The sequence below is a fragment of the Frondihabitans sp. 762G35 genome, assembly GCF_002074055.1.
Lineage (GTDB): Bacteria > Actinomycetota > Actinomycetes > Actinomycetales > Microbacteriaceae > Frondihabitans.
The window spans coordinates 133,833-155,692 of record NZ_CP014619.1; the positions used below are offsets into that span (position 1 = coordinate 133,833).

18 protein-coding genes are annotated in these 21,860 nt (G+C 71.2%); 16 read left to right on the forward strand and 2 right to left on the reverse strand.

Annotated elements, in window-relative coordinates; genetic code table 11:
• The first annotated feature begins 294 nt into the window (after positions 1-294).
• Both AS850_RS00680 and AS850_RS00685 read left to right on the forward strand, forming a co-directional pair.
• Positions 295-1,608, forward strand: coding sequence for a M23 family metallopeptidase (locus AS850_RS00680; RefSeq protein ID WP_164088348.1), 1,314 nt, complete (start codon positions 295-297; stop codon positions 1,606-1,608).
• A gap of 58 nt (positions 1,609-1,666) precedes the next feature.
• A complete protein-coding gene (locus AS850_RS00685; protein ID WP_119867383.1) occupies positions 1,667-3,088 on the forward strand; it encodes a C40 family peptidase in 1,422 nt (473 codons plus the stop codon).
• Between the two features lie 66 nt (positions 3,089-3,154).
• Here AS850_RS00685 and AS850_RS00690 read toward each other — a convergent pair whose 3' ends face one another.
• Positions 3,155-3,646 carry an inorganic diphosphatase gene (locus tag AS850_RS00690; RefSeq protein WP_119867384.1) on the reverse strand — a complete coding sequence of 164 codons (492 nt, stop codon included), beginning with the start codon at positions 3,644-3,646 and terminating at the stop codon, positions 3,155-3,157.
• 61 nt (positions 3,647-3,707) lie between these two features.
• On the opposite strand from AS850_RS00690, the gene tilS reads away from it, so the two are divergent.
• From tilS to AS850_RS00755, 13 genes are all read left to right on the forward strand, one after another.
• Entirely contained in the window at positions 3,708-4,754 is a 1,047-nt protein-coding gene (gene tilS / locus AS850_RS00695) for a tRNA lysidine(34) synthetase TilS (RefSeq protein WP_119867385.1), read from the forward strand.
• A gap of 33 nt (positions 4,755-4,787) precedes the next feature.
• Positions 4,788-5,339 (forward strand): hypoxanthine phosphoribosyltransferase, encoded by a 552-nt coding sequence (hpt, locus tag AS850_RS00700; RefSeq protein ID WP_119867386.1) that lies wholly within the window; start codon positions 4,788-4,790, stop codon positions 5,337-5,339.
• Between the two features lie 143 nt (positions 5,340-5,482).
• A complete protein-coding gene (gene ftsH / locus AS850_RS00705; RefSeq protein WP_119867387.1) occupies positions 5,483-7,489 on the forward strand; it encodes an ATP-dependent zinc metalloprotease FtsH in 2,007 nt (668 codons plus the stop codon).
• A 729-nt stretch (positions 7,490-8,218) separates the two neighbouring features.
• A complete protein-coding gene (gene folP, locus AS850_RS17015; protein WP_119870056.1) occupies positions 8,219-9,010 on the forward strand; it encodes a dihydropteroate synthase in 792 nt (263 codons plus the stop codon).
• Positions 9,003-9,365 (forward strand): dihydroneopterin aldolase, encoded by a 363-nt coding sequence (folB, locus tag AS850_RS00715; RefSeq protein WP_119867388.1) that lies wholly within the window; start codon positions 9,003-9,005, stop codon positions 9,363-9,365. Before folP ends, folB begins: the two co-directional genes overlap by 8 nt.
• On the forward strand, positions 9,362-9,919 hold the full coding sequence (gene folK / locus AS850_RS00720; protein ID WP_119867389.1) for a 2-amino-4-hydroxy-6-hydroxymethyldihydropteridine diphosphokinase: 558 nt from the start codon (positions 9,362-9,364) through the stop codon (positions 9,917-9,919). The genes folB and folK overlap by 4 nt, the downstream gene beginning before the upstream one ends.
• Complete coding sequence (locus AS850_RS00725) at positions 9,916-10,392, forward strand: DUF3180 family protein (RefSeq protein WP_164088349.1); 477 nt, start codon at positions 9,916-9,918, stop codon at positions 10,390-10,392. The genes folK and AS850_RS00725 overlap by 4 nt, the downstream gene beginning before the upstream one ends.
• Before the next feature lie 115 nt (positions 10,393-10,507).
• A complete protein-coding gene (locus AS850_RS00730; protein WP_236940786.1) occupies positions 10,508-10,990 on the forward strand; it encodes a PH domain-containing protein in 483 nt (160 codons plus the stop codon).
• Positions 10,987-12,774 (forward strand): PH domain-containing protein, encoded by a 1,788-nt coding sequence (locus tag AS850_RS00735; RefSeq protein ID WP_119867391.1) that lies wholly within the window; start codon positions 10,987-10,989, stop codon positions 12,772-12,774. The genes AS850_RS00730 and AS850_RS00735 overlap by 4 nt, the downstream gene beginning before the upstream one ends.
• A complete protein-coding gene (locus AS850_RS00740) occupies positions 12,771-13,520 on the forward strand; it encodes a Rossmann-like and DUF2520 domain-containing protein (protein ID WP_119867392.1) in 750 nt (249 codons plus the stop codon). The genes AS850_RS00735 and AS850_RS00740 overlap by 4 nt, the downstream gene beginning before the upstream one ends.
• Positions 13,521-13,532: 12 nt before the next feature.
• Positions 13,533-15,041, forward strand: a complete 1,509-nt coding sequence (gene lysS / locus AS850_RS00745; RefSeq protein WP_119867393.1) for a lysine--tRNA ligase — start codon at positions 13,533-13,535, stop codon at positions 15,039-15,041.
• Positions 15,042-15,161: 120 nt separating this feature from the next.
• Positions 15,162-15,398 (forward strand): hypothetical protein, encoded by a 237-nt coding sequence (locus AS850_RS00750; protein ID WP_119867394.1) that lies wholly within the window; start codon positions 15,162-15,164, stop codon positions 15,396-15,398.
• Positions 15,399-15,833: 435 nt separating this feature from the next.
• Entirely contained in the window at positions 15,834-16,871 is a 1,038-nt protein-coding gene (locus AS850_RS00755) for a sigma-70 family RNA polymerase sigma factor (RefSeq protein ID WP_119867395.1), read from the forward strand.
• A gap of 1,328 nt (positions 16,872-18,199) precedes the next feature.
• On the opposite strand, the gene AS850_RS00760 is transcribed toward AS850_RS00755, so the two are convergent.
• A complete protein-coding gene (locus AS850_RS00760; RefSeq protein ID WP_119867396.1) occupies positions 18,200-19,126 on the reverse strand; it encodes an NAD(+)/NADH kinase in 927 nt (308 codons plus the stop codon).
• A 181-nt stretch (positions 19,127-19,307) separates the two neighbouring features.
• Between AS850_RS00760 and AS850_RS00765 the strand changes: the two genes are divergently transcribed.
• Positions 19,308-21,797 (forward strand): ATP-dependent Clp protease ATP-binding subunit, encoded by a 2,490-nt coding sequence (locus AS850_RS00765; protein WP_119867397.1) that lies wholly within the window; start codon positions 19,308-19,310, stop codon positions 21,795-21,797.
• The last annotated feature ends 63 nt before the right edge of the window (positions 21,798-21,860 follow it).

Consider the following 21,860-nt stretch of genomic DNA (forward strand, 5'->3'; position numbering starts at 1 on the left):
AACCGGGCTCTCGGGGCGGGCATCCTGCGGTTCCCCGGGGCCACCACTCCTCCCCAGTTGGAGGGTCAGGCGCGTTGTCCACAGTCCGGTCTCGCGGCGAGGCTTCCCGGAGGAATCCCCTGTCAGAGTTAGTTTCAAGCTGTTCTTGAGACTTTCCTCCGGGGGTCTCGGGCCGGAGCCGTGTCCCTCCGGGGGTCGATGCCCCTTGGAGAGACCCGGGCGCGTTGCTACTGTGACCTGAGTTATCAGTGTGACCAGCCATCCGGCCGCACCGTGACGACGATTCGGGATCGAATGACACTCCACCTCCGCACCGGCCTGGCCACGCCCTCGACTGACGGCGCCGTCGCCCCCTCGTCGCGCCCGCGGGCCGGCAGGAGCCGCCGGGCCACGATCGCGCTCGTCGTCGCCGTCGCCGTGGTCGCCTCCGGCTTCGCCCTCGGGTCTCCGCGCAGCGCGAGCGCCGCGACGAGCTACCCGTCGTGGTCGGACGTCCAGAAGGCCACCGACAACCAGCAGCGCAAGCAGTCGGAGATCGCGAAGATCCAGAAGCTGCTGAAGCAGCTCAACGCCGACGTCGTCACGAAGCAGGCCGTCGCCGTGAAGCGCGGCGAGGAGCTCCAGCAGGCCCAGACGGCCTACGACGAGCAGGAGGCGACGAAGCAGAAGCTGCAGGCCAAGGCCGATGCCGCCGATCGCGTGTCCAAGGCCAGCGAGGTGCGGGCGGGGCAGCTCGCGGCGCAGCTCGGCCGCACGGGCACCAACAACCTCAGCACCGACCTCATCGCCAATCCGGGCAAGGCCAGCAACCTGCTCTACAAGCTCGGCGCGATGAGCAAGCTCACCGAGCAGGCCAACGGCATCTATGCCCAGGCCGTCCAGGACCGCAACACCGCCCAGTCGCTGACCGACCAGGCGCGCGTCGCGGCGCAGGCCCTCAGCGACCTCGCGGCGAAGGCGCAGGTCGCCCTGGTCGCCGCCAACACCGCCGCAGCCGAGGCGCAGACCGCCGTCGAGGCTCAGAAGTCGAACGCCGACCGTCTCAAGTACCAGCTCGCGGCCCTCACGCAGAAGCGCACCGCGACGCAGGAGGCCTACAACGCCGGCGTCGTCGTCCGGCGCGTGGCGGCCGCCAAGGCCGAGGCCAAGGCCAGAGCCGAGGCCGCGCGGCTCAGCGGTGCGACCGGCATCCCCAACTCCCAGGGCTGGACAAAGCCGGCGGGCGGCTACATCACGAGCGGCTTCGGCTACCGGCTCGACCCGGCCACGCACGTGTACCAGCTCCACGCGGGCACCGACCTCGGCGCATCCTGCGGGTCGAACATCTACGCCGCCGCCGCCGGCACGGTCATCTACGCCGGGCCCTTCGGCGGCTACGGCAACTTCGTGCTCATCGACAACGGCAACGGGATCAACACCGGGTACGGCCACGTCGTCGACGGCGGCATCCACGTCGCCACCGGCCAGCACGTGAACGCCGGTCAGGTCATCGCCCAGGTCGGCTCCACCGGCTGGTCGACCGGTTGCCACCTCCACTTCGAGACCCGCGTCGGCGGCGTCGCCACCGACGCCGTGCCCTTCATGTCCGCCCGAGGAGTGACCCTGTAGTGAACGTCCGCACACCCCGCGAGTCCTCTCTGTGACGCCCCGGCGTCGCACACTGGGTGTGCTCCTCGTTCTCGCGACCGGTGTCTCGGTCGTCGCCTCGTCGACCGTCGGCCTGGCGTCGGCCAGCGCCTCGCCGTATCCCTCGTGGTCCGACGTGCAGGCCGCCAAGACCGATCAGGCGAAGGCGCAGCGCGAGATCGACGCGCTCGACCGCGCCATCACGACCCTGCAGAACCGCGCCTCCTCGTCGGCCGACGCCGCCTCCGGAGCCGGCGAGCGGTACCAGATCGCCGTCATCGCCGAGCAGCAGGCGAAGAGCGACCTCGACGTCCTGACGTCGCGTCAGAGGGCGGCCGAGAAGACGGCGGCCGACTCGCGCCGCCGCGTCGGCCAGCTGGTGGCGCAGCTCGCCCACACGGGCGGCGGGCAGCTCACCGTGACCCTGCTCACGGAGTCCGACAGGGCCTCCGACCTGCTCTACCAGCTCGGCACGATGGCCAACCTCACCGACCGGACCACCAGCTTCCTGCAGGAGGCCCGGCGCGACGCCACCCTCGCCTCCTCCCTCACGGCTCAGGCCCGGGGGGCCGACGTGGCCCTGGCCGCTCGCACGACCGCCGCGGCCGCCGCCCTGCAGCACGCCCACGACGTCGCGGGGTCGGCGCGGACCGCGCTCCAGGCCCAGCAGGCGAACGAGTCGAAGCTGATCTCGCAGGTCGCCTACCTCCGCGGCACGACCGCGGCCGTCGAGCAGCGCTACTACGCCGGCCTCGCCGCGGGGACGGCCGCCGACACCATCCCGGCACCGCCGGCGACGTCCGACGGCGGCTCGGGAGGCGGCTCCGGCGCGGGCTCGACGGGCGGTGGCGGCGGCAGCGGTGGCGGCTCCGGGTCGACGAGCGGCTCCGGCAGCAGCGCGGGCGGCAGCGGCAGCACGGGCGGCTCGGGCTCCGGCGGCGGCACCACGACGCCGGTGACGAAGCCGAACCCCGCACCGGCTCCCGCACCTGCTCCCGCCCCGGCACCGGCCCCCAAGCCGAGCCCGACGCCCGTCACCCCGCGCCCGCCGACCCCCACCCCGCCGTCCTCGGGGACGCCCGCGGCCGTGTCGACCGCGATCGCCTACGCGCGCGCCCAGGTCGGCAAGCCCTACGTCTTCGGCGCCGCCGGGCCCAACGCGTTCGACTGCTCCGGCCTCATGATGGCCTCCTACGGCGCTGCCGGAGTCGGCATCGGCGGCCACTCGGTCCGCTGGCAGTACAACTACCTGGCCGGCCAGGGTCGCCTGGTCTCGCAGGGCTCCTGGCGCCCCGGCGACATCATCTTCTACCTCGACAGGTCGGCGAACAACATGTACCACGACGCCATGTACCTCGGCGGCGGGATGATGGTCGAGGCGCCCAACCCCAACGCCCCTGTGCGCATCGTGGGGGTCCGCTACTTCCAGATGCTCGACGTCGTCGGCCGCCCCGTCGGCTGACGCTCACGAACGCCGAAGGGCGGGCGCCTCTCGGCACCCGCCCTCCGGCGTTCGTGAGCAGGGGGGTCAGTGACCCTCCTCCTCCAGCTTCTTGAAGCCGGCCTCGACGATGGCCGTGGCCTCCGCCGCGTCGCCCCAGCCGTCGGCCTTGACCCACTTGTTGGGCTCGAGGTCTTTGTAGCGCTCGAAGAAGTGGGCGATCTCGGCCTTGGTCTGCTCCGGGACGTCGTCGATGTCCTGGATGTGGGCCCAGCGGGGGTCCTTCGCGGGGACGACGAGGACCTTGGCGTCGGAGCCGGCCTCGTCGCTCATGTTGAAGACGCCGACGGGGCGGACGGAGACGCCCACGCCGGGGAACACGGGGTACTCGAGGAGCACGAGCGCGTCGACGGGGTCGCCGTCGAGGCCGAGCGTGTTCTCGAAGTAGCCGTAGTCGGTCGGGTAGACGAACGACGTGAAGAGCACTCGGTCGAGGTAGACGCGGCCCGTCTCGTGGTCGACCTCGTACTTGTTGCGGCTTCCCTTGGGGATTTCGACGACGACGTCGTACGCGGGCATGTGTGCTCCTTGATCGATGGGTGACGCAGGATCCGCGCCACGGCTGGATTAACGTTACAAGATGCCGTCCCGACCCCGCCTGACCCCCGCCATCGCCGACGTGCGCCGAGCCGTCCGGGGGGTGCTCGCCGAGGTCGAGGCGGGCGGTGCCCGGGACGGCGGGACGCAGGATCCTGCCGGTCACCCGGTCGCGGACCTCCTGGTCGCCCTCAGCGGCGGCGCCGACTCGCTCGCGCTCGCGGCCGCCGTGGCGTTCGAGGCGCCGCGCGCCGCGCGAGGTCTCCGCGCGGGGGCGGTCGTCGTCGATCACGGCCTGCAGCCCGGGTCGGACGTCGTCGCGCGCCGCGCCGCAGAGCAGGCCGAGTCGCTCGGCCTCGCCCCCGTGCTCGTGAAGCGCGTCGAGGTCGGCGCGGACGGCGGCCCCGAGGCAGCGGCGCGCACGGCCCGCTACGCGGCGCTCGCGGCGGCGGCGCAGGAGACGGGGGCGAGCGCGGTCCTCCTCGCCCACACGATGGACGACCAGGCGGAGACGGTGCTGCTCGGCCTGGCCCGCGGCAGCGGACCGACGAGCCTCCAGGGGATGGAGGTGCGGGCGGGGCTGTTCGTGCGGCCGCTGCTGGGCATCCGGCGGTCCACCACCCGGGCGAGCTGCACCGACCAGGGTCTCGAGCCCTGGGACGATCCGCAAAACGACGATCCGGCGTTCACCCGCGTGCGCGTGCGGCACACCGTGCTGCCCGTTCTGGAGCGGGAGCTCGGCCCCGGCGTCGTGGAGGCGCTGGCCCGGACGGCGGAGCAGCTCCGGGAGGACACGAGCGCCCTCGACCACTTCGCCGAGGAGCAGGCCGAGGAGCTCGCCGATCACGCGGAGGCCGGCATCTCGCTCGACGTGCGCGGGCTCGCCGCCAACCCGCCGGCGCTGCGGCAGCGCCTGATCCGGCTCGCCGTCGCCAGCGAGTTCGCCGTGACGCTCTCGCGCGCTCAGACCTTGGAGGTCTCGCGCCTCGTCGACGACTGGCACGGCCAGGGTCCCGTCTCGCTGCCGGGCGTTACAGTGGTCAGGCGCGGGGGAGTGCTCCATTTCGAGGCCGCCCTGCGCGCCGACTGACGACCGACGCGACCGCGAGGAGCCTTCCCGCCCATGGACACCAGCGACATCGAGGGCGACCTCGCCTCCGTCCTCTATACGGAGGAGCAGATCCACCAGAAGATCGCGGAGGTCGCCCGCCAGGTCGAGATCGACTACGCCGACGAGCCGCCGCTGCTGGTCGGGGTGCTCAAGGGGGCCGTCATGGTCATGGCCGACTTCGCCCGGGAGCTCCGGATCCAGGCGCCGATGGACTGGATGGCCGTTTCGTCGTACGGCTCGGGGACGAAATCATCCGGCGTCGTGCGCATCCTGAAGGACCTCGACAGCGACCTGCACGGTCGCCACGTCCTCATCGTCGAGGACATCATCGATTCCGGGCTCACGCTCTCCTGGTTGCTCGCCAACCTCAAGGGCCGCGGAGCCGCGTCCGTCGAGATCTTCGCCCTGCTCCGCAAGCCGGAGGCCGCGACGGTCGTCGTCGACGTCAAATACGCCGGTTTCGAGATCCCCAACGAGTTCGTCGTCGGCTACGGTCTCGACTTCGACGAGCGGTACCGGAACCTCCGCGCGATCGGCGTCCTGGCGCCGCACGTCTACTCCTAGACGGGCCCCGTCGCTCGGTTCCGAGACACCCAGGAAGCCGCGGTTCTTCCCACGGCGAACACCCACTTGCCTGCAAGGCGCGGGGAGGTAACCTTCAACTCACGTTCTTCCTGCAGAAAGGTGTCGGGCGTCGCCCGGATCCCATGGACTTCAAGCGCATTCTCCGCGGCCCCTGGCTGTACGTGCTCCTCGCCGTGATCGGCATCGGCCTCGCCTTCTCGCTGATCTCGGGCTCGGGCACCAACAAGGTCACCACCCAGGAGGGGCTCCAGGCCCTGAAGGACGGCAAGGTCGCCTCCGCCAAGATCTACAGTAACGAGCAGCGCGTCGACCTCGTCCTGAGCGACGGCGGCAAGCAGGAGCAGTTCTACTACTCCACTCCGCGCGGCGAGGAGGTCGTGACCGCGGTCTCGAACGCCAACCTCGCGACGTCCGCGAACGGCGGCTACGACGACGTGGTCAGCCAGACGAACCCGCTCTGGTCGATCCTCGGTCTGCTCCTGCCCTTCATCGTCATCGCGGCGCTGTTCTGGTTCCTCATGTCGAGCATGCAGGGCGGCGGCAGCAAGGTCATGCAGTTCGGCAAATCGCGCGCCAAGCTCAACAACAAGGAGACCCCGCAGGTCTCGTTCTCCGACGTGGCCGGTGCCGACGAGGCGATCGAGGAGCTCGAGGAGATCAAGGACTTCCTCAAGGAGCCCGCGAAGTTCCAGGCCGTCGGCGCCCGGATCCCGAAGGGCGTGCTGCTCTACGGCCCTCCCGGAACCGGCAAGACCCTTCTCGCGCGCGCCGTCGCCGGTGAGGCCGGAGTGCCCTTCTTCTCCATCTCGGGCTCCGACTTCGTCGAGATGTTCGTCGGCGTCGGTGCGAGCCGCGTCCGCGACCTCTTCGAGCAGGCCAAGCAGAACAGCCCCGCCATCATCTTCATCGACGAGATCGACGCCGTCGGTCGCCACCGCGGAGCCGGCATCGGCGGCGGCAACGACGAGCGCGAGCAGACCCTCAACCAGCTCCTGGTCGAGATGGACGGCTTCGACGTCAAGACGAACGTCATCCTGATCGCCGCGACCAACCGTCCCGACGTCCTCGACCCGGCGCTCCTCCGTCCCGGCCGCTTCGACCGCCAGATCGGCGTCGACGCACCGGGGCTCGAGGGCCGCAAGCAGATCCTCGAGGTGCACGGCAAGGGCAAGCCGCTCTCGGCGAACGTCAACCTCGAGGTCCTCGCCCGCAAGACGCCCGGCTTCACCGGCGCCGACCTGGCGAACGTCCTCAACGAGGCGGCGCTCCTCACCGCCCGCAGCAACGCGCAGCTGATCGACAACCGCGCCCTCGACGAGGCCGTCGACCGCGTCATGGCCGGTCCGCAGCGTCGGAGCCGCGTCATGAAGGACAGCGAGAAGATCATCACCGCCTACCACGAGGGTGGACACGCCCTCGCCGCCGCCGCGATGCGCCACACCGACCCGGTCACGAAGATCACGATCCTCCCGCGCGGACGGGCCCTCGGCTACACGATGGTCCTGCCCCTGGAGGACAAGTACTCCGTCACCCGCAACGAGCTGCTCGACCAGCTCGCCTACGCCATGGGCGGCCGCGTCGCCGAGGAGATCGTCTTCCACGACCCGACCACCGGTGCGTCGAACGACATCGAGAAGGCCACGTCCACGGCCCGCAAGATGGTGACCGAGTACGGCATGTCGTCGAAGGTCGGCTCCGTCAAGCTCGGCCAGGGCTCGGGCGAGCCCTTCATGGGCCGCGACATGGGCGAGCGCGACTACTCGGAGAAGATCGCCGAGACGGTCGACGGCGAGGTGCGCGTCCTGCTGGAGCAGGCGCACGACGAGGCGTGGCAGGTCATCAACGACAACCGCGACATCCTCGACCGACTCGCGAGCCTCCTCCTCGAGAAGGAGACGCTCGACCACGACGAGCTGGCCGACATCTTCAAGGACGTCAAGAAGCTCCCCGAGCGCCCCGAGTGGCTGTCCAGCTCCAAGCGCCCCTCGTCCGACCTGCCGGCGGTCCAGATCCCCACGCGGATCCCCGTCGACGCGGGTTCGACCGACGGCGGAGTCGACTCCGAGCCGACCGCGAAGCCCTCGCGCAAGCGTCCTCCGCGCACCACCCCCGGCATCGCTCCCGCCTGAGGCATGCCCGCGATTTTCCGATCGACCGTCCCGAGATAGGCTCCGGGCATGAGCGACGAGACCCGAGGCGAGACGGCCCGCGGCGCGCATCGCGCGACCGCGGGTTCCGTCGTGCCCGGCCTCGACCCCGAGGTGGAGCAGACGTGGCTGCGACCCCGGGGTCGCGACCGCTACCCGCGGGTCGAGCGCTCCGTCGAGCACCGTGACGGACAGCCGGAGGGTCAGCCCGTCGGCGAGGTCCCCGGGGCCCCGACCCCCCGCCCCAGCGGACGCCGGGCGAGCTCCGTGCTGCACCCCGAGGCGGCGGCGGCCGAGCGCCTCGCCGCCGACCGGGCCGCCGTCGCCGCCCAGGGCGAGGCCCTGCGGCAGGCCGCCCAGCGCCGTCGCGACGCCGACGCCGTGCGCCCCCGCCCGTCGGTCGAGGGCGGGCTCCGGCAGTCCGTCCCGCCGCGTCATCAGCCGCGGGCCGACCCCGCCGAGCGCCGGCTGATCGCCGGGGGAGTGTTCGACGCGGTGAAGGGCGCGACCCCGCACACGGTCGTCCCCGACGAGACGGCCGCCGAGGCCGCGTCGCGACCCGCCCCGACCACCGGCGCGCAGGATCCTGCGGCTCGCCCCTCCGAACTCGTCGACGTCGCGACCCGGGCCATCGCCGTCGTGCGGCAGGCCGGCCCCGGCCCGGCCGCCACCCTCGCCGCGACCCCCTACCGACCCCGCCGGACGCTCGTGATGGGCATCCTCAACGTCACGCTCGACTCGTTCAGCGACGGCGGTCGTTTCGCCCGCTTCGACGACGCGATCGCCCACGCGCGGGCGCTCGTCGCGGAGGGCGCCGACATCATCGACGTCGGCGGCGAGTCGACCCGGCCCGGTGCGCCGCGCGTCGAGGTGCACGAGGAGCAGCGCCGCGTCGTCCCGATCATCCGCGAGCTCGTCGCCCTCGGCCTCCGCGTGAGCATCGACACCATGAACGCGGCCACCGCGTTCGCCGCCGTCGAGGCGGGCGCGAGCATCATCAACGACGTCTCGGGCGGGCTGGCCGACGACAACATGGCGCAGGTCGTCGCCGACACCGACAGCACCTACATCGCGATGCACTGGCGCGGTCACAGCGCGACCATGGCCGAGAAGGCGACGTACACGGACACCGTCGCGGAGGTCAAGGCGGAGCTGTTCCAGCGCGTCGCGGAGCTCGTCGTCCAGGGTGTCGACCCCGACCGGATCGTGATCGACCCGGGCCTCGGCTTCGCGAAGCTCACCGAGCACAACTGGCAGCTGCTGGGCCACCTCCACGAGCTCGGCGAGATCGGTCTGCCGATCCTCGTGGCCGCGTCGCGGAAGCGCTTCCTGGGTGCTCTCCTCCCCGACGAGGCGGGCGTGCGCGAGCGCGATCCCGCCACCGCCGTCATCAGCGCCCTCGGCGCACAGGTGGGTGCGTGGGCCGTCCGGGTCCACGACGTCGCCTCCACCCGCGCCGCCCTCGACGTCTGGGAAGCGTGGCAGAAAGGATCCCGTGGTTGATCAGCTGAGACTCATCGGAGTGCGCGCGACGGGGAACCACGGGGTCTTCGACTTCGAACGCGAGCAGGGGCAGGAGTTCGTCGTCGACGTCGTCGTCGACATCGACGCCCGCGCGTCCGCGTCGTCGAGCGACCTCGACCAGACCGTGCACTACGGCGTCCTCGCCGAGGAGATCGTCCGCGACATCGAGAACGATCCCGTCGACCTGATCGAGACGCTGGCGGAGCGGATCGCGGCGACGGTGCTCTCGCACCCTGCGGCCCTCCGCACCAGCGTCACGGTGCACAAGCCGCAGGCGCCCATCACCGTGCCGTTCGCCGACGTGTCGATCACGATCGACCGGGGGCGCTCGTGAGCCCGACCGTCCGCGCCGTGATCGCTCTGGGCTCGAACCTCGGCGACCGCGACGCCACCCTCCGCGGGGCCGTCGCCGACATCGCGGCGATCGAGGGCGTCGTGGTCGTCGGAGCGTCCGTGCCCATCGAGTCGGTCGCCGTGACCCTCGCGGGGCTCGACGACTCCAAGCCGAACTACCTCAACGGAGTCGTCGTCGTCGACACGACCCTCGAGCCGGAGCCGCTGCTCCGGGAGCTCAACCGCATCGAGTCGGAGCACGGCCGTGTCCGCCTCGAACGCTGGGGCGACCGCACCCTCGATCTGGATCTGATCGTGCACGGCGACGACGTCCGAGACACGGGGGTCCTGACCCTCCCGCACCCGCGCGCCGCCGAGCGCTCGTTCGTTCTCGAGCCGTGGCTCCAGGTGGAGCCCGACGCGTCGCTGCCCGGCGGGGAGCGCGTGGCCGACCTGCTCGGCGCGCTGGGCGACCCCGTGGCGCACGTCCCGGGGGCGGAACCGCTCGACGTGGCTCCTGCGGGCCGCCGCGCGACGACCGGGGGCGCCGCGTGACACGCACCCGCCCGTCCACCATCGTGGCGCTGCTGATCGTCGCCGTCGTGGCCGGCTTCGCCTTCGACGCCGTGCTCGCGGCGACGCTCCGACCGGTCGCCGTGCCCCCGCTGTCCCTCGGGCTCGTCCTCCTGGCCATCGCCGCCATCGTCGTCTCGCTCGCGGTGCCGGTGTTCCGCGTGGCCCGCGGTCGCACCAGGGAGCCCATCGACGCCTACTACGCGACGCGCGTCGTGCTGATGGCCAAGGCGTCGAGCCTCTCCGGGTCGCTCTTCGGCGGGTTCGTGGGAGGGATGCTGATCTACATGCTGACCCGCGGGGTCCCGGTCGCGGCCTCCTCCGCCCTCCCGACGATCGTCTCGGTCGTGGGCGGCCTCGTGCTGCTCGCGGGAGGCCTCGTGGCCGAGTTCATGTGCACCGTCCCGCCGAGCGACGACGACGACGGCGACGGCGGCAAGCCCCAGCGGATCTGACCCGCTCGTCGCGGCGTGCCGCGCGAACCCGGACGCGCGTCCACGGCGGCAGGGCATACTGCCAGGCAGACCACGACGGCCCGCGCCGTCCGCGCAGCGACCAAGGAGCATCCCCGTGACCGACCGACTCGATCTGCCGGAGGCCACCTGGACCCGTGTCTCCCCGCTCTACAAGTGGCCGCAGATGGGCAGCTACGCCCTGTCGGGTCTCGTCGTCGCCGCCCTCAGCGCCTTCACCTGGTTCAGCGGCGCGTGGTGGGCCTACGCCCTGACGGCCGTCATCCTCGTGATCACGATCGTCGTGGTCGCCTTCGTGCCCCGGCGGGTGCGCGCGATCGGCTACCAGCTCCGGGAGGACGACCTCCTCGTCCGCCGCGGCATCCTCTTCCTCCGCTTCGTCGCCGTCCCCTACGGCAGGATGCAGCTCATCGACGTCAACCGCGGCCCCGTCGTCCGCGCTCTCGGCCTCAGCGACCTGAAGTTCGTCACCGCCGCGGCCTCGTCCGCCGTCACCATCCCCGGCGTCCCGGCCGAGGAGGCCGAGCGCCTGCGCGACCGCCTCGTCGAACTGGCCGAGACCCGGCGGGCGGGGCTGTGAGTCAGGAGCCGCAGCCCGGCCCGGCTCGTCACGGCGGCTGGCAGCCCGGCGCCCCCGACGAGCGACCGGCCCCGGCCGGTCCGCCTCCCGCCGTCGCTCAGCTCACCGACGGCGAGTGGCACCGGCTGCACCCGGCCACGCCCCTCCTCAAGGGCGGCATCGTCTTCGTCGTCATCGTCGGCTACCTCGTCAACAGCTTCCGAGACCGCATCCTGCAGGTCTTCGTGCCCGACCCGGGCGGAGCCTCGTCGGCCGACGGCGACCCCGTGCAGTACGTGGTCGGCCACGGCCTGGTCGGGATCGTCGTGCTCTCGATCATCGCCCTCCTCCTCGTCATCATCGGCATCTTCTACCTGTCGTGGCGCATGAGCACCTTCCGGGTGACCGAGGAGTTCGTCGAGGTCCGCAGCGGCATCGTCTTCCGGACGAACCGTCGCGCGCGCCTCGACCGCATCCAGGGCATCAACATCGAGCGGAAGCTCCTGCCCCGACTCGTCGGCGCCGCGAAGCTCGAGATCGACCAGGCGGGTCACGACGCGAACGTGCCGCTCGCCTACCTGCGGAGCGCCTCCGCGGACGACCTGCGCCGCGAGATCCTGCGGCGCGCCAGCGGTACCAAGGCCTCCGAGGCGCAGGATGCCCGGCGCGGCCCCTCCGGCGAGGGCGTCATCGAGCAGCGGCTCAACGAGTTCCTGGCGGCACCGCTGGGCGAGGACGGCGCCGCGCCCCACTCCGTCGTGACCATGCGCCTCGGCCGACTGGTCGGCTCGGCCGTGCTCAGCGGCTTCACGCTGTTCATCCTCGCGATCGTGGCCGCGGTCGTCGTGAGCATCGCGACGACGGGCCAGTACTTCCTGCTCTTCGCGTTCTTCCCGACGCTGCTCGGCTCGTTCTCGTACTACTCGCGGCGGATCGTGAAGTCGCTCCGCTACTCGATCGCCTCGACCCGCGACGGCATCCGCATCGGCTGGGGCCTGATCTCGACCACCAACGAGACGCTCCCGCCCGGGCGCATCCACTCCATCCGCCTGAGCCAGCCGCTGCTGTGGCGCCCGTTCGGCTGGTGGGAGGTCAAGATCAACCGCGCCTCGCACTCGCGCACCCGAGGTGCCGACAACCAGGCCAACACGACGATCCTGCCGGTCGGCAGCAAGGACGACGTCTCCCGCGTGCTGCAGCTGATCCTGCCGCAGCTCGTCGGGCTGACGGCGGCCGATCTCGACGCCGCCGACGACGTGCGCGACGGAGCTCTCGACCCCGCGGACGCCGCGGCCGTCGCCGCGAGGCAGCCGGAGCTCGCCGTCGAGCAATCCGGCCGGGCCCTGTCGCTCATCGAGGCGGGCATGACCTCGACGGGAGCCGAGGGCGGGTTCACCACGTCGCCGCCCCGTGGCCGGATACTGCGCTGGTTCTCCTGGCGTCGGAACGGGTTCCGCACGGCACCGGGCGCGCTTCTGCTCCGCAAGGGCGCGATCTGGCGCGAGCTCGTGGTCGTGCCGCTGCCGCGCCTGCAGAGCGTCGGCCTCCGGCAGGGGCCGCTCCTGCGTCGGCTCCGCCTGGCCGAGGTCGACCTGCACACCGTCCACGGGCCGATCGTGGCGTCCATCGGGGCCCTCGACGAGCAGGATGCGCGGGCCTTCTTCGCGACCGCCTCCCGCGACGCCGTGGTCGCGGCGCGCGCCGACCGGACGCATCGCTGGCTCGAGGGGGCCGCCGGTCACGCGGCGGCTCCGACCTGGGCACCCCCGAGCGCCGAGGAGCGCCGGCCGGGAGGCGACGCGTGACCGCGTCGCGCCCGAGCGGGCGGCTCGGCGTGGGCATCGTCGGCGCCGGCCACGTCGGCCCGGTCCTCGGTGCCGCCCTGGCCGCCGCCGGACACGCGATCGTCGGCATCTCGGCCGTCTCCGAGCGGAGCCGAGACCGGGCGGACGCGATCCTGCCCGGCGTCCCCGTCCTGACCGTCCAGCAGGTCGTCGAACGGAGCGAGCTCGTGCTCCTGGCCGTGCCGGACGACCAGCTCGAGGCGCTGGTCGAGGGGCTCGCGGCGACACGGGCCTGGCAGGCGGGGCAGCTGGTCGTGCACACGTCGCCCGTCCACGGACTCGCGGTCCTGGCTCCTGCCCGCGCCGCGGGGGCGATCCCGCTCGCCATCCACCCCGCCCTCCAGTTCACCGGCACGACCGTCGACCTCGTGCGCCTGCGCGACGCCTACTGCGCGGTCACGGCACCCGGGCCCGTGCTGCCGATCGGGCAGGCGCTCGTCGTCGAGATGGGCGCGGAGCCGGTGGTCGTCGAGGAGGAGGACCGCCCGAAGTACGCGGAGGCCGTCGAGACGGCGACGACCTTCTCCGCCGCGATCGTGTCGCAGTCGGTGGGGCTCCTGCGCGAACTCGGGATGCCCGAGCCGGGGCGCGTCATCGCCCCCCTCGTGCGGTCGGCGATGGACCGCGCGCTGGGCGTCGCGGACACCTCCGTCGGCCCCGGTACCATCGAGATGGCCTCGTTCGACGACGACGCCACCGCCACCTGATCTGGAGTTCCCGTGACTGACGCCTCTGCCGTAGCCTCCGACCTCGGTCCCAGCGAAGCCGAGGTCTCCGAGCAGAAGGCCGTCCGCCTCGCCAAGCGGGAGCGGCTCATCGAGTCGGGCGTCGGAGCGTACCCGGTCGGCGTCCCGATCACCACGACGATCCCCGAGGTGCGCGAGCGCTTCGCCGAGCTCGAGACCGACACCGCCACCGGCGAGATCGTCGGCCTCGCCGGCCGCGTCGTCCACGCCCGCAACACGGGCAAGCTCTGCTTCGCGGCTCTGCAGTCGGGCGACGGCGCGCGGATCCAGGCGATGGTGTCTCTGGCTGAGGTGGGCGACGAGTCGCTCGCCCTCTGGAAGGAGCTCGTCGACCTCGGAGACCACGTCTTCGTCTCCGGCGAGGTCATCTCGTCGAGGCGGGGCGAGCTGAGCGTCCTCGTGAAGGAGTGGGCGATCGCGTCGAAGGCGATCCTGCCGCTGCCGAACCTCCACACCGAGCTGAGCGAGGAGAGCCGCGTCCGCACGCGCTACCTCGACCTGATCGTCCGCGAGCAGGCGCGCACGACGGTCCGCACCCGGGCCCGGGTCATGCAGTCGCTCCGGAGCACTTTCGACTCGCACGGCTACCTCGAGGTCGAGACGCCGATGCTGCAGACCATCCACGGAGGGGCCGCCGCCCGCCCCTTCTCGACGCACTCGAACGCGTTCGACACCGAGCTCTTCCTCCGCATCGCGCCGGAGCTGTTCCTCAAGCGGGCCGTCGTCGGAGGAATCGACCGCGTCTTCGAGATCAACCGCAACTTCCGCAACGAGGGCGCCGACTCGACGCACTCGCCCGAGTTCGCGATGGTCGAGGCGTACCAGGCCTACGGCGACTACAACCAGATGGCCGATCTCACGCAGGAGATGATCCAGAAGGCGGCGATCGCCGTCTCCGGGTCCACCACCGTCACGTGGGCCGACGGCACGCTCTACGACCTCGGCGGCGACTGGGACCGCCTGCCGATGTACGAGTCGCTGTCCGAGGCGAGCGGCACGCGCATCACGCCCGACTCCGAGCTGCCGGTCCTCCAGGCGATGGCCTCCGACCTCGGCATCACGGTCGCGCAGGAGACCCACGGCAAGCTCGTCGAGGAGCTCTGGGAGCACTTCGTCAAGGGCGGTCTCACCCGGCCGACCTTCGTCACCGACTTCCCCGTCGACACCTCGCCGCTCGTCCGGGCGCACCGCTCCAAGCCCGGCGTCGTCGAGAAGTGGGACCTCTACGTCCGCGGGTTCGAGCTCGCCACGGCCTATTCGGAGCTCGTCGACCCCGTCGTCCAGCGCGAGCGCTTCGTGGAGCAGGCCACCCTGGCCGCCCGCGGCGACGTCGAGGCGATGCGTCTCGACGAGGACTTCCTCCGCGCGCTCGAGCACGGTATGCCGCCGTCGGGGGGCATGGGCATGGGGATCGACCGCCTGCTCATGGCGCTCACCGGGCTCGGCATCCGCGAGACGATCCTCTTCCCGCTCGTCAAGTAGGCTCCCCGCTCGTCGAGGAGGGCGCAGGCTCGGTCGGGCAGGGGTGGGATCGCGCCGTCCACCTGTCGACGCCGAAAGACCCGGGTTCCGAAGCGCGCAGGATGCCCGTACCCTTGTGCCGTGCCTCAATCCGTCCTCGGCGGCCTCGTCTACGCCGTCACCCCGACCATCCTCGTCGGCCTGATCTTCTGGTTCGCCATGCGCGCCATCGTCCGCGCCGACCGGACCGAGCGCACCGCCTACGCCGCCATCGAGGCGGAGGAGCGGGCGAAGGCCGAGGCCGAGGAGCGCGCTGCGGCGCCGGTCGGACAGACCACGGGGCCCTCGGCGACCGGGCCGGCGTCGGGCGCCGCCTGACCGCATCCTGCGTCGTCACCACCCTCGAGCCCCCGGGCTCGGGGGTTTTTCTTCGCCCGCCGATGTCCCCCGAAACGACGACTCGGGGTCGCTTTCGGAAAGGTGCCGGAAACCTGCCGTTCACGCAGGTCGTCCCCCTCCGGGTGACAGGTCATGGGAAAAGCCCTGCAAATATCAGTGTTTCGGTCGAGAATCCGTACCCCTTCGGGCCGGGGGGATGCATACACCCGAATGCAACCGCTGTCAAAGAATCGGTCTCGTCGTACCCCAACGGGGGACTTTTCCTGTGAGCGGTCTCCGAGAATACTTGCGAATGACCTGAACGGTTTGAGTGCACCTTGTAACCCCCGCTTGACTCGTACTGCGGCGAAAGACCCCCGAGACCATCTGGGGTCGTCGCCGGAGAACTCGCTCGCGAGGGACAGGGAGAAGAAGATGTCGATCGCAGTTGATCATCACGTCCGCGAGAACACCACCGGTGCCACGAGCACCCCGCAGTCCGCTGTCAGCGCCGACGAAGAGGTCGAAGTCGAGGTCCTCGGCGCGGTCCGCGGTGCGAGCACCGACCAGGTCGGCGACTACCTCCGCCACATCGGCCGCATGCCGCTGCTCGACGCCGCCGAGGAGACCGAGATCGCCCGCCGGATCGAGGTGGGCCTGTTCGCCGAGGAGAAGCTCGCCTCGCTCGAGGCCGCCGGCACCGTCTCGGCCGACGACCGCCGCGACTACAAGTGGCTCATCCACGACGGCGAGCGTGCCAAGGACCGCATGATCACCGCGAACCTCCGCCTCGTCGTGTCGATCGCCAAGCGCTACACGCAGCGCGGGCTCCCCTTCATGGACGTCATCCAGGAGGGCAACCTCGGTCTCGTCCGCGCCGTCGAGAAGTTCGACTACACGCAGGGCTACAAGTTCTCGACCTACGCCACCTGGTGGATCCGTCAGGCCATCGCCCGCGGCCTCGCCGACAAGGCGCGCGCCATCCGCATCCCGGTGCACACCGTCGAGCGCATCAACCGCATCTCGCGCGCCGAGCGCGACCTCACCGTCGACCTGGGCCGTGCGCCGACCGTCGACGAGGTGGCCGCCGAGGTCGCCATGGAGGTCTCCGACCTCGTCGATCTCAAGTCGCGCTCGCACGAGCCGGTCTCGATCCACACGGTCGTCGGCGATGCCGAGGACAGCGAGCTCGGGGACTTCATCGAGGACGAGGAGACCCCGTCGCCCGGCGAGGCCACCGAGTCGTCGATGCTCAACCGCGACATCCACCAGCTCGTCGAGGCGCTGCCGGAGGACGAGGCGCGTGTGATCCGCATGCGCTTCGGCCTGGACGACGACCAGCCGATGACCCTCGACGAGATCTCGAAGCGCGTCCACTCGTCGCGCCAGGCCGTGTCGCGCGTCGAGAGCCGTGCCCGCCTCCGCATGTTCGCCAAGGCCGTGTCGCAGGATCTCCACCTCTACCTCCAGTAGCCCGCCCCGCTACCGTCGGCGCTGAGCCCCGTACCCGTTCCGGGTGCGGGGCTCTCTGCGTCGCCCCTGCCTGGTGCCCCGCTCCTGCTGCCCCATCTTCCCCGTCCCTCCCCGAGTGGACAGGTGCCGACGCTTTCCCGCCCGAAAACGTCGACACCCGTCCACTCGCGGGAGGTACGCGCGTCATTCCCCGTTCCGCGTGCCCTCGAGTGGACAGGTGCCGACGCTTTTCTGCCCCGGGGCGTCGGGCGCCGTCCACTCGCGACGGGGGACGGGAGGCGGGGGGGCGGGGGACGGGAGAAACACGGGCACCTGCTGCGGCGGGGGTGTGGATAAGTGGGGCGGGCGAACGGAGGCTGTGGACAACGGGGATCGCGGGGCTGCCGGGCGCCACGATTGCAGGCATGACATCCGATCTCCCACCGCACCTCCGAGGCGCACCGTTCCACGTGGCCGACGCCCGGGCTGCCGGCGTCTCCGAGCGGCGGCTGCAGCACCGCGATCTGGCACGTCCGCACCGGGGCGTCCGGAGCCCCCGCGACGCGTCCGACCTGCACGACCGGTGCGCGCGGCTCCTGCCGGTGCTCCCCGACGGGGTGCTCTTCAGCCACGCCACAGCCGCAGGCCTCTGGGGCCTGCCGGTGCCGTTCCCCGTGCTGCGCGGCCCCCTGCACGTGGCCAGCGGCGCCGGGCACCATCCCCGGCGACCGGGAGTCGTCGCGCACCGCGTCGGCGGCTGCGCGGCAGCGACCGTGCGGGGGCTCCCGGTCGTGGAACCGACACGGGCGTGGGGGCAGTGCTCGGAGCTGCTCCAGCTCGACGAGCTCGTCGCGCTGGGCGACGCGCTCGCCGGGCGGTGGTCCGGGGAGCCGGCGGCGCGGGGCAGGAGCCTCGGCGAACTCGACCACGAGGTCGGGGAGCGGGGGAGCCGACGCGGCGCCCGACGCCTGAGGGAGGCGCGCGGCCTCGTGCGACCGAACGTGTGGTCGCCCAAGGAGACCGAGCTGCGGCTCCTGCTGGTCCGCGCCGGGCTGCCGGAGCCGCCCGCCCTGAACGTGGAGTTCCGCACGGCCGGAGGCGCGTGGCTCGGCACGGTCGATCTCGCCTATCCCGAGGCGCTTCTCGCCCTCGAGTACGAGGGCGACCACCACCGCACCGACCGTGCGCAGTGGCGACGAGACATCGTCCGCCGGGAGCGGTTCGCCGACGCCGGGTGGCGCACGGTCCGTGTCACCGACGACGACCTCGACGACCGCAGGAGCCTCGTGGCCAGGGTCACCCGCCACCTCGGCCGTGCCCCGCCGGCCCCGATGCGCGCGCAGCACCGCTCAGTGCTGCCGGGCGAAGCGCGCCCGCACCTCCGGCGGAACGAGCTCGAGCAGCTGGTCGTTGCGGAGCGGGAGGTCCATCAGGCTGAGCTTGAGTCGGCCCTTGCGGCCGTGCCGGCCGGCATCGAGCCGCACGACGGAGCCGGCGTCCTTCCGCAGGCGGACGCTCACGACGCTGCCCTCGCCGATGTCGGAGACGACGCGTCCGTCGAGCTCCAGCGCCGCCGACCGGGTGCCCTCGCCGATCGTGAAGCGGAGGCGCTCCTTCGGGCCGAGCACGACGGAGCGGTCGATACCCGCCATCGGCGCGACGGCGGTCACGATGACGGCGGCGACGGCCGGGCTGACGATCGGGCCGCCGGCGGCGTAGTTGTAGGCCGTGGATCCGGCCGGGGTGGAGGCGACGACCGAGTCGGCCTTGAAGTAGCCGTAGGGGGTGCCGTCGACGGAGAGGTCGGCCGTCACGACGCCCTGGCCGGGGCGACGCGTCATGGCGAGGTCGTTGAACGCGAGGAAGGAGCTCTCGAAGCCGGTCGAGGCGACGGTGACCTCGATGGCGTGATGCGGCTCCAGCGAGAACTCGCCCGTGGTCAGGCTGCCGAGCGCCTCGGCCAGCTCCGACGGCTCGATCTCGACCAGGAAGCCGACGTTGCCGTAGTTGACGCCGAGCACAGGCACCGGTCGAGGCGCCACGAGTCGCATCGCCCCGAGCATGGTGCCGTCGCCGCCGAGCGAGACGACGGCGTCGACCCGGCGGACGAACGCGGCCTCGTCGACCAGCTCCACGCCCGGTCCGACGCGGGTGGCGTCGTCGGCGAGGGCCACGAGCTGGGCGTCGGCGCCCTTCCTCCACGACAGCAGGACCTCGACGGACGAGAGGACCGGTTTGGTGGGGTGCGGCACGAGACCGACGGTGAACTTCGCCATGGTCGCGAGGCTACCGGGCGGTGCCGGGAGAGCCCGGGGATCCTGCGTCACGCCGTAGGCGAACAGGGGCAGACGGATGCCCGGGCCGTGGTTAGTCTCTGTGTAAACCGACGCCGCGGCCCTGCCAAGCGTCGTCAGTCACAGCGGTGACGTTCCAGCCCGTCACCTAGGGAGTTAGAAGATGTTCGAGAGATTCACCGACCGTGCCCGTCGCGTTGTCGTCCTCGCTCAAGAAGAAGCGAAGATGCTCAACCACAACTACATCGGTACCGAGCACATCCTGCTCGGTCTCATCCACGAGGGCGAGGGCGTCGCCGCCAAGGCGCTCGAGTCTCTGGGCATCTCGCTCGACGCCGTGCGCGAGCAGGTCCAGGACATCATCGGACAGGGTCAGCAGCAGCCGACCGGTCACATCCCCTTCACGCCGCGGGCGAAGAAGGTTCTCGAGCTGTCCCTGCGCGAGGCGCTGCAGCTCGGCCACAACTACATCGGTACCGAGCACATCCTGCTCGGCCTCATTCGCGAAGGCGAAGGTGTGGCCGCCCAGGTCCTCGTCAAGCTCGGCGCAGACCTCAACCGAGTGCGTCAGCAGGTCATCCAGCTGCTCTCGGGCTACCAGGGCAAGGAGGCGGTTGCAGTGGGCGGTGAACAGCAGGCAGGCCCGCAGGGTGGGTCGCAGGTGCTCGACCAGTTCGGTCGGAACCTCACCCAGGCTGCGCGCGACAACAAGCTCGACCCGGTGATCGGGCGCGAGAAGGAGATGGAGCGCGTCATGCAGATCCTCTCCCGCCGCTCCAAGAACAACCCCGTCCTGATCGGTGAGCCCGGCGTCGGCAAGACCGCCGTCGTCGAGGGCCTCGCCCAGGCGATCGTGAAGGGCGACGTCCCCGAGACGCTGAAAGACAAGCAGCTCTACTCGCTCGACCTCGGCTCGCTCATCGCCGGGAGCCGCTACCGCGGTGACTTCGAGGAGCGCCTCAAGAAGGTCACCAAGGAGATCCGCACCCGCGGCGACATCATCGTCTTCATCGACGAGATCCACACCCTCGTCGGTGCGGGTGCCGCCGAGGGCGCGATCGACGCCGCGAGCATCCTGAAGCCGCTGCTGGCCCGCGGCGAGCTCCAGACCATCGGCGCCACGACGCTCGACGAGTACCGCAAGCACTTCGAGAAGGACGCCGCTCTCGAGCGCCGCTTCCAGCCCGTCCAGGTGCACGAGCCCTCGCTGCCCCACGCGATCAACATCCTCAAGGGCCTCCGCGACAAGTACGAGGCCTTCCACAAGGTCTCGATCACCGACGGCGCCATCGTCGCGGCGGCGAACCTGGCCGACCGCTACGTGGCCGACCGCTTCCTCCCCGACAAGGCCATCGACCTGATCGACGAGGCCGGAGCCCGCCTCCGCCTCTCGATCCTCTCGGCCCCGCCGGAGCTGCGCGAGTTCGACGAGAAGATCGCCGTCGTCCGGGGGCAGAAGGAGGCCGCGATCGAGGATCAGGACTTCGAGAAGGCCGCCTCGCTCCGCGACGAGGAGAAGAAGCTCCTCGGCGAGCGTCTGCGCCTCGAGAAGCAGTGGCGCTCGGGCGACGTCGGAGCCTCGGGCACCGTCGACGAGGGCGTCATCGCCGAGGTCCTGGCTCAGGCCACGGGCATCCCGGTGTTCAAGCTCACCGAGGAGGAGACCTCGCGTCTCGTCTTCATGGAGAAGGCCCTGCACCAGCGCGTCATCGGGCAGGAGCAGGCCATCTCGGCCCTGTCGAAGACCATCCGTCGTACGCGCGCCGGTCTGAAGGACCCCAAGCGTCCCTCGGGCTCGTTCATCTTCGCCGGCCCCACGGGTGTCGGCAAGACCGAGCTGGCCAAGGCGCTCGCCGAGTTCCTCTTCGACGACGAGAACGCGCTGATCAGCCTCGACATGTCGGAGTACGGCGAGAAGCACACCGTCTCCCGCCTCTTCGGCGCCCCTCCCGGGTTCGTCGGGTTCGAGGAGGGCGGCCAGCTGACCGAGAAGGTCCGCCGCAAGCCGTTCTCCGTGGTCCTCTTCGACGAGATCGAGAAGGCTCACCCCGACATCTTCAACTCGCTGCTGCAGGTGCTGGAGGAGGGTCGTCTGACCGACGGTCAGGGTCGCGTCGTCGACTTCAAGAACACCGTCATCATCATGACCACCAACCTCGGCACGAAGGACATCACGGGCGGCCCGGTCGGATTCCAGATCGAGGGCGACACCGCCACCTCCTACGACCGCATGCGGTCCAAGGTGACGGAGGAGCTCAAGAAGCACTTCAAGCCGGAGTTCCTCAACCGCGTCGACGAGACCATCGTCTTCCCGCAGCTGAACCAGGAGGAGCTGCTGCAGATCGTCGATCTGTTCATCAAGCGCCTCTCCGACCGCCTGCTCGACCGCGACATGACCGCGGAGCTCTCGCTCCCGGCCAAGGAGCAGCTCATCAAGATCGGCTTCGACCCGTCGCTCGGTGCCCGGCCCCTGCGCCGCGCCGTGCAGCACGAGATCGAAGACAAGCTGTCGGAGCACATCCTGCAGGGCGAACTCAACGCCGGCGACCACGTGAAGGTCGACTACGTCGACGGCGAATTCACCTTCGAGACCGGGCGTCAGCCGGGTCGCGAAGAGGTCCTGGTCGGCGAAGCGCCCGAGCTGGAGGCCTAAGGCTTCACCGCACCACCGCCACGGGCGGCTCTCCTCGGAGGGCCGCCCGTCGGCGTTTCCCCC